Origin of the sequence: Pseudomonas protegens (assembly GCF_003732485.1) — a bacterium.
GTDB lineage: Bacteria > Pseudomonadota > Gammaproteobacteria > Pseudomonadales > Pseudomonadaceae > Aquipseudomonas > Aquipseudomonas protegens_B.
Genome location: NZ_MOAK01000058.1, coordinates 20,888 through 28,496, shown reverse-complemented (window position 1 = coordinate 28,496; position 7,609 = coordinate 20,888). Strand labels below are relative to the sequence as shown.

Sequence of the window (7,609 nt, the reverse complement as noted above, 5' to 3'; positions counted from 1 at the left end):
TCGGAGTGAATTCATGAAGCTGCCCTTCGCTGGACGTTTACTCGCTGTCGCTGTTCTGGCTGCTGCATCCGCTGCCCTCCCTCTCTCTTCGGCCTATGCCGAGACCTCGCAGAAACCCAAGGTCGCCCTGGTCATGAAGTCCCTGGCCAACGAGTTCTTCCTGACCATGGAAGATGGCGCCAAGGCTTATCAGAAAGAGCATTCCGCCGATTTCGACCTGGTGTCCAACGGCATCAAGGACGAAACCGATACCGCCAACCAGATCCGCATCGTCGAGCAGATGATCGTCTCCAAGGTCAATGCCCTGGTGATTGCACCCGCCGATTCCAAGGCCATGGTGCCAGTGATCAAGAAGGCGGTGGATGCCGGGATCACGGTGATCAATATCGATAACCAACTCGATCCCGGGGTGCTGAAAAGCAAGAACATCAGCGTACCTTTCGTAGGTCCGGACAACCGCAAGGGGGCTCGCCTGGTGGGTGAGTACCTGGCCAAGCAACTGAAGGCCGGCGACGAAGTGGGGATCATCGAAGGGGTTTCCACCACCACCAACGCACAGCAGCGCACCGCTGGCTTCAAGGACGCAATGGACGCCGCGCAGATCAAGGTGGTCTCGTTGCAGTCCGGCGACTGGGAGATCGACGCGGGCAATCGTGTGGCTTCGGCGATGCTCAGTGAATACCCGAATCTCAAGGCATTGCTGGCCGGTAACGACAGCATGGCAGTGGGGGCGGTCTCCGCCGTGCGGGCTGCGGGTAAGGCCGGCAAGGTCCAGGTGGTGGGCTACGACAATATCAACGCCATCAAACCAATGCTCAAGGATGGCCGGGTCCTGGCCACCGCCGACCAGTTCGCTGCCAAGCAGGCGGTGTTCGGCATCGAGACCGCACTGAAGATCCTCAAGGGCGAGAAAGTCGACAGCGGTGCCAACGGCGTGATCGAAACTCCAGTTGAGCTGGTCACCAAGTAGTCCTTCCGGCGGCACAACGGTGCTCGCCCGTTCGGGCGAGCGCATGGAGAGTTTCTTATGTCAGTTTCCGCTGCGAACGCTGTCCTTTCGGTCAGCGGTATCGGCAAGACCTATGTACAACCGGTATTGACCGGCATCGACCTGACGCTGATGCGCGGGGAGGTGCTGGCCCTGACCGGTGAGAACGGCGCCGGCAAGAGCACCTTGTCGAAGATCATTGGTGGCCTGGTCAGCCCCACCACCGGCCACATGCAGTTCAACGGCCAGGACTATCGTCCCGGTAGCCGGACCCAGGCGGAAGAGGCAGGAGTTCGCATGGTCATGCAGGAGCTCAATCTGCTGCCGACCCTGTCGGTGGCCGAGAATCTGTTTCTCGACAACCTGCCCAGCAACGGTGGTTGGATCAGCCGCAAGCAACTGCGCAAGGCGGCGATCGAAGCCATGGCCCAGGTCGGCCTGGACGCCATCGATCCCGACACGCTGGTGGGTGAGTTGGGCATCGGTCATCAGCAGATGGTGGAGATCGCCCGCAATCTGATCGGTGATTGTCATGTGCTGATTCTCGATGAGCCGACGGCCATGCTCACTTCCCGTGAGGTGGAGATGCTCTTCGAGCAGATCACCCGCCTGCAGGCCCGGGGCGTGTCCATCATCTATATCTCCCATCGCCTGGAAGAACTGGCCCGCGTGGCCCAGCGTATTGCTGTGTTGCGTGACGGTTTCCTGGTGTGTGTCGAGCCCATGGCCAACTACAACAGCGAACAGCTGGTGAACCTGATGGTGGGGCGCGAGCAGGGCGAACACATTGATCTGGGCGAGCGCAAGATCGGTGCGCCGGCGCTGACGGTGAACAACCTCAGTCGCTCGGACAAGGTTTGTGATGTGTCCTTCGAGGTGCGCAGTGGCGAGATCTTCGGTATCTCCGGCCTGATTGGGGCAGGGCGTACCGAGTTGCTGCGACTTATCTTTGGTGCCGACGTCGCCGACAGCGGCAGTATTGCCCTGGGCACGCCGGCCCGGCCGGTGAGTATTCGCTCCCCGGTGGATGCGGTGGCCCACGGCATCGCGCTGATCACTGAGGATCGCAAGGGCGAGGGGCTGCTGCTGACTCAGTCCATCAGCGCCAATATCGCCCTGGGCAACATGCCGGCGATTTCCAGCGGCGGTCTGGTCAATGGTCAGGACGAAGAGCAGCTGGCCCAGCGGCAGATCGATGCCATGCGCATTCGCAGCTCCAGTCCGGCGCAACGGGTGTCCGAACTGTCCGGCGGTAACCAGCAGAAAGTGGTGATCGGCCGTTGGCTGGAACGCGACTGTTCGGTGTTGCTGTTCGACGAGCCCACTCGCGGTATAGACGTTGGTGCCAAGTTCGATATCTATGGCCTGCTGGGGGAATTGACGCGCCAGGGCAAGGCCCTGGTGGTGGTGTCCAGCGACCTGCGTGAGTTGATGCTGATCTGCGATCGCATTGGTGTGCTCTCGGCCGGGCGCCTGATCGACACCTTCGAGCGTGACAGCTGGACCCAGGACGAATTGCTTGCCGCCGCCTTTGCCGGCTATCAAAAACGAGATGCGTTGCTCAGCGAAGCGACGCCTAGGAATGCATCATGAAAACAGCACCTGCAAGCGGCAAGCGAGGCGGCCATTACTACGGCCTCGGCACCTACCTGGGTCTGGCGGGGGCGTTGTTGGGAATGATCGTCCTGTTCTCCCTGCTCAGCAGCCACTTCCTCTCCTATGACACCTTCAGCACCCTGGCCAACCAGATTCCCGACCTGATGGTGCTGGCGGTGGGCATGACCTTCGTCCTGATCATCGGTGGCATCGATCTGTCCGTGGGGTCAGTGCTGGCCCTGGCGGCCTCGGCGGTGAGCGTGGCGATTCTCGGCTGGGGCTGGAGCGTGGTGCCTGCGGCGTTGCTGGGCATGGCCTGTGCGGCGCTGGCGGGAACCATCACGGGCTCGATCACTGTGGCCTGGCGCATCCCGTCGTTCATCGTTTCCCTGGGGGTGCTGGAAATGGCCCGGGGCGTTGCCTACCAGATGACCGGCTCGCGCACTGCCTATATCGGTGATGCGTTCGCCTGGTTGTCGAATCCGATTGCCTTTGGCATTTCGCCGTCGTTTATCATTGCGCTGCTGATTATCTTCCTGGCCCAGGCGGTGCTGACGCGCACCGTGTTCGGCCGCTACCTGATCGGCATCGGTACCAACGAAGAGGCGGTGCGTCTGGCGGGGATCAATCCAAAGCCCTACAAGATCCTGGTGTTCAGTCTGATGGGGTTGTTGGCGGGCATCGCAGCGCTGTTTCAAATTTCTCGCCTGGAAGCGGCAGACCCGAATGCGGGCTCCGGTCTGGAGTTGCAGGTCATCGCTGCGGTGGTGATTGGCGGCACCAGCCTGATGGGCGGACGCGGTTCGGTGATCAGTACCTTCTTCGGCGTCTTGATTATTTCCGTGCTGGCTGCAGGCCTGGCGCAAATCGGCGCATCAGAACCGACCAAGCGCATCATCACCGGTGCGGTCATTGTGATTGCCGTGGTGCTGGACACCTATCGCAGCCAGCGCGCCAATCGGCGGGTTTGATTCATGGCAACAATCAAGGATGTGGCGGCGCTGGCGGGGATTTCCTACACCACGGTGTCCCATGTACTGAACAAGACGCGGCCGGTCAGTGAAGAGGTGCGGGTCAAGGTCGAGGCGGCTATCAAGCGCCTCGACTATGTGCCCAGTGCAGTGGCCCGTTCACTCAAGGCCAAGACCACCGCGACCATCGGCCTATTGGTGCCCAACAGTCTCAACCCCTACTTCGCCGAACTGGCACGAGGGATCGAGGACTACTGCGAGCGCAACGGTTACTGCGTGATCCTCTGCAACTCCGACGATAACCCGGACAAGCAGCGCAACTATCTGCGGGTGCTTCTGGAAAAGCGCATTGATGGGCTGATCGTGACATCCGCTGGTGGTGACAGCGGTCTGGCCCAGGGCCTGGCCGGGGTGCGCACGCCGATGGTGATTGTCGACCGAGGACTGGAAGGGGTGGACGCCGATCTGGTGCGTATCGACCACCATTACGGTGCCTACCTGGCGACCCGGCACCTTCTGGAGCTGGGGCACCGGGACATCGCCTGCATCGGCGGTCCGGCCAACACCAGTGTGGCGCAGATGCGTCTGGCGGGGTTTCGCCAGGCACTGCAGGAGGCCGGTGTCGAGGTGCCGGCAGGGCGCATCCTGGAAAGTGACTTCAGCAGCAACGGTGGTTATCGCGCTGCGGCACAGTTGCTTGAGGGGCGCCGGCCAAGCGCAATTTTCGCCGCCAACGACATGATGGGTATCGGTGTGTTGCGGGCTGCGGCTGAGCGCAATATTCGTGTGCCCAGTGAGCTCTCGGTGATCGGCTTCGACGACATCCTCATGAGCCGTTATGTCTACCCGGCGCTGACCACGGTGGGTCAGTCGATCCTGCAACTGGGGGAGACCGCGGCAGAGTTGCTGCTGCGCCGGATTGCCTCGCGGGATTTGCCGATCGACCAGCGCATCGTTACGCCGAATATTGTCTTGCGGGAATCGACTGCGCCGCTCAGCAGCGCATTTGCCGAGTTCCGCTGAATCCAAACGATTGAGTATCGATGTATGCCAGCAAAAGTAGTGGTAGTGGGAAGCCTCAACATGGACCTGGTGACCCGGGCCGAGCGCCTGCCGCGAGGGGGCGAGACGCTGATTGGCAAATCCTTTGCCACGGTGTCTGGTGGCAAGGGGGCCAATCAGGCAGTGGCGGCGGCCAGGCTGGGGGCGCAGGTGTCGATGGTTGGCTGTGTCGGTGATGATGCCTATGGCGAGCAATTGCGCAGTGCATTGCTCGCCGAGCAGATCGATTGCCAGGCGGTGAGCGTGGTAGAGGGGTCCAGCGGCGTCGCCCTGATCGTGGTTGATGACAGTAGCCAGAATGCAATTGTCATCGTCGCCGGTGGCAACGGTCTGCTCAGCCCCGAGAAGGTTGCGGGGTTCGATCGGGTGTTGCAGGAGGCCGACGTGATCATCTGTCAGTTGGAGGTGCCCCCGGCAACGGTGGGGTACACCCTCAAGCGCGGGCGTGAGCTGGGCAAGACGGTGATTCTCAATCCGGCGCCGGCCAGCGGCCCGCTGCCGGCGCAGTGGTACGGCTCGATCGACTATCTGATTCCCAATGAAAGCGAGGCGTCCGCCCTCAGTGGCGTGGCGGTGGACTCCCTGGAGAGCGCCGAGGCTGCGGCCGGTCGCTTGATCACCGCCGGTGCCGGTAAGGTCATCATCACCCTGGGGGCGCAAGGTTCGCTGTTTGCCAATGGCCGCAGTTTTGAGCATTTCCCGGCGCCCAAGGTCAAGGCTATCGACACCACGGCAGCGGGGGATACCTTTGTCGGTGGTTTTGCCGCCGCCCTGGCTGCCGGCAAGAGCGAGGCCGATGCGATCCGCTTTGGTCAGGTCGCCGCGGCGCTGTCGGTGACGCGTGCCGGTGCACAACCTTCCATTCCCGCGCTGTCCGACGTTCAGGCCTTTGTCCCTTCATGAAAAAGACACCTTTGCTCAATATTGCCCTGTCACGCTTGATTGCCTCTTTGGGCCACGGTGACGTCGTGGTGATCGGTGATGCCGGTCTGCCTGTGCCTCCTGGCGTCGAGTTGATCGATCTGGCCCTGACTCACGGCGTTCCCGATTTTCTCGGCACCCTCAAGGTACTGCTTAGCGAGATGCAGGTGGAGAGTCATGTGCTGGCCGAGGAGATTCTGCTCAAGCGGCCGCAGCCCTTGTTGGGGCTGGACGTGCTGAACTTCGGTGGCGAACTGGGGACCCGGAGATTGATGAGTCACGAAGATTTCAAGGTGCTCAGTCGCCAGGCTCGTGCGGTGATTCGCACGGGAGAGTGCCAGCCGTATTGCAACATCGCCCTGGTTGCCGGGGTGACCTTCTAGGCCGCTGTCCGGCTTTTCCTTACCTTGCACAAGGAGTGCGCCATGCACCGCTATGCTCTGCTGTTTCAACATTGGTTCCGGAGTCTGCTGCTCTTGTCTCTACTCACTGCTACCGGCGCTCAGGCGGCGGAAAAAATCGATCTGATCATCGACACCGATCCGGGGGCTGACGATGTGGTGGCCCTGCTGTTCGCCCTGGCCTCGCCCGAGGAGTTGCATGTTCGTGCCTTGACCACGGTGGCGGGCAACGTGCGCCTGGACAAGACCTCGCGTAATGCTCGTCTGGCCCGTGAATGGGCTGGTCGCGATGAAGTGCCGGTCTACGCAGGGGCGCCAAAACCGCTGCTGCGCACGCCGATCTATGCCGAGAATATCCACGGTAAGGAAGGCATTTCCGGGGTGACTGTGCATGAGCCCAAGGCGCCTCTGGCCAAGGGCAATGCGGTCAACTATCTGATCGATACGTTGCGGGCGGCCAAGCCCCACAGCATCACCATCGCCATGCTGGGTCCGCAGACCAACCTGGCACTGGCATTGATCCAGGCACCGGATATTACCCAGGGCATCAAGGAAGTGGTGGTCATGGGGGGCGCGCACTTCAATGGGGGCAATATCACCCCGGTGGCGGAGTTCAACCTGTTCGCCGATCCTCAAGCGGCCGAAGTGGTGCTCAAGAGTGGCGTCAAGCTGACCTACCTGCCACTGGACGTGACCCACAAGGTGCTGACCAGCGAGGCGCGACTGCAGAAAATCGCCGCCTTGAACAACAATGCCAGCAAGGTGGTAGGCGATATCCTCAACGAGTACGTCAAGGGCGACATGGAGCACTACGGCATTCCTGGTGGCCCGGTGCATGACGCGACGGTGATTGCTTATCTGCTCAAGCCTGAGCTGTTCAGCGGGCGTCAGGCCAACATGGTTGTCGACAGTCGTGAAGGGCCGACGTTTGGCCAGACCATCGTCGACTGGTACGACGGTCTGAAGCAGGAAAAGAACGTGTTCTGGGTTGAGAACGGTGATGCTCAGGGCTTCTTCGACTTGCTCACCGAGCGTCTGGCTCGCCTCAAGTAAGCAGCGCCCCCGCAGGCTCCTGCCTGCGGGGTTCTATTCGCGTTCCGGGTCCTGTGCGCCTGGGTGATCGGCAGGGTACTTCTCGAAAACCTGCTCAATGAACGCTCGGGCGGACTGAGTTCCCAGTTCCTTAACCAGCAGGTCTATGCCAATGATCGCCAACTCTTCCGGGCTCCCTGGGCTATAGGAGCACTGGCCCTGGGGCCATTTGGCTTTGATGTCGGCGTCGATACTCACGGTGGCCATGAAAGTCTCACGAATTCGGATAAGGCGGGCGCCAGGGCTGGGCCTGGGCGGGTGTTTGCTGCGCCGCAGAGTTAACCATGTTGCCGGACATTTGGCACTCCGACTTAGGCATCAAGCGAGGGGCTATGCGACACTGGCGCTTTTCCTGCGCTCAAGGAAGCTTTTGTGCAAATCGATTTGAATCAGCCTGATGCCCTGACTCTGGAGGCGGTGCGCCAGCTTCTGGCGTCGGCCAGTGACAACGTACATACCCAGTTGCGTGTCACCAGGACCGGAATTGCCTACATCTCTTCGGGAGTGGTGGGAGGTGCCGAGATCGAGGGCTTGTTGTTTCGACTGGAAACCTGGGCAGCCGGATCCGGCTATGTCGG

General features: G+C 61.3%; 9 protein-coding genes. 8 read left to right on the top strand and 1 reads right to left on the bottom strand.

Annotated features, from left to right (window positions below; all coding sequences use genetic code 11):
* Nucleotides 1-13: 13 nt before the first annotated feature.
* From BLX41_RS16125 to BLX41_RS16095, 7 genes are read left to right on the top strand one after another with little or no spacing between them, the layout of a single operon-like run.
* Entirely contained in the window at nt 14-970 is a 957-nt protein-coding gene (locus BLX41_RS16125; RefSeq protein ID WP_123725709.1) for a sugar ABC transporter substrate-binding protein, read from the top strand.
* A 57-nt stretch (nt 971-1,027) separates the two neighbouring features.
* Nucleotides 1,028-2,581, top strand: a complete 1,554-nt coding sequence (locus BLX41_RS16120; RefSeq protein ID WP_123725708.1) for a sugar ABC transporter ATP-binding protein — start codon at nt 1,028-1,030, stop codon at nt 2,579-2,581.
* The gene (locus tag BLX41_RS16115) at nt 2,578-3,555 is read left to right on the top strand and encodes an ABC transporter permease (RefSeq protein WP_123725707.1); all 978 of its coding nucleotides are present in this window, start codon (nt 2,578-2,580) and stop codon (nt 3,553-3,555) included. Before BLX41_RS16120 ends, BLX41_RS16115 begins: the two co-directional genes overlap by 4 nt.
* 3 nt (nt 3,556-3,558) lie before the next feature.
* Entirely contained in the window at nt 3,559-4,578 is a 1,020-nt protein-coding gene (locus BLX41_RS16110) for a LacI family DNA-binding transcriptional regulator (protein WP_123725706.1), read from the top strand.
* A 24-nt stretch (nt 4,579-4,602) separates the two neighbouring features.
* Entirely contained in the window at nt 4,603-5,520 is a 918-nt protein-coding gene (gene rbsK, locus BLX41_RS16105) for a ribokinase (protein ID WP_123725705.1), read from the top strand.
* A complete protein-coding gene (gene rbsD / locus BLX41_RS16100; protein ID WP_123725704.1) occupies nt 5,517-5,921 on the top strand; it encodes a D-ribose pyranase in 405 nt (134 codons plus the stop codon). The genes rbsK and rbsD overlap by 4 nt, the downstream gene beginning before the upstream one ends.
* A gap of 42 nt (nt 5,922-5,963) precedes the next feature.
* Nucleotides 5,964-6,992 carry a nucleoside hydrolase gene (locus BLX41_RS16095; RefSeq protein ID WP_123725703.1) on the top strand — a complete coding sequence of 343 codons (1,029 nt, stop codon included), beginning with the start codon at nt 5,964-5,966 and terminating at the stop codon, nt 6,990-6,992.
* 33 nt (nt 6,993-7,025) lie between these two features.
* Here the strand turns inward: BLX41_RS16095 and BLX41_RS16090 are convergent, their stop codons facing one another.
* On the bottom strand, nt 7,026-7,238 hold the full coding sequence (locus tag BLX41_RS16090; RefSeq protein ID WP_123725702.1) for a hypothetical protein: 213 nt from the start codon (nt 7,236-7,238) through the stop codon (nt 7,026-7,028).
* 165 nt (nt 7,239-7,403) lie between these two features.
* Between BLX41_RS16090 and BLX41_RS16085 the strand changes: the two genes are divergently transcribed.
* The coding region (locus tag BLX41_RS16085) for a hypothetical protein (RefSeq protein ID WP_123725721.1) at nt 7,404-7,609 on the top strand (206 nt) is incomplete at its 3' end.

What these genes read in the sequence shown, in the direction of transcription:
- BLX41_RS16115 (WP_123725707.1), top strand. Translation starts at nt 2,578, where the DNA reads ATGAAAACAGCACCTGCAAGCGGCAAGCGAGGCGGCCATTACTACGGC.
- rbsD (WP_123725704.1), top strand. Translation starts at nt 5,517, where the DNA reads ATGAAAAAGACACCTTTGCTCAATATTGCCCTGTCACGCTTGATTGCC.
- BLX41_RS16110 (WP_123725706.1), top strand. Translation starts at nt 3,559, where the DNA reads ATGGCAACAATCAAGGATGTGGCGGCGCTGGCGGGGATTTCCTACACC.
- BLX41_RS16125 (WP_123725709.1), top strand. Translation starts at nt 14, where the DNA reads ATGAAGCTGCCCTTCGCTGGACGTTTACTCGCTGTCGCTGTTCTGGCT.
- BLX41_RS16090 (WP_123725702.1), bottom strand. Translation starts at nt 7,238, where the DNA reads ATGGCCACCGTGAGTATCGACGCCGACATCAAAGCCAAATGGCCCCAG.
- rbsK (WP_123725705.1), top strand. Translation starts at nt 4,603, where the DNA reads ATGCCAGCAAAAGTAGTGGTAGTGGGAAGCCTCAACATGGACCTGGTG.
- BLX41_RS16120 (WP_123725708.1), top strand. Translation starts at nt 1,028, where the DNA reads ATGTCAGTTTCCGCTGCGAACGCTGTCCTTTCGGTCAGCGGTATCGGC.
- BLX41_RS16095 (WP_123725703.1), top strand. Translation starts at nt 5,964, where the DNA reads ATGCACCGCTATGCTCTGCTGTTTCAACATTGGTTCCGGAGTCTGCTG.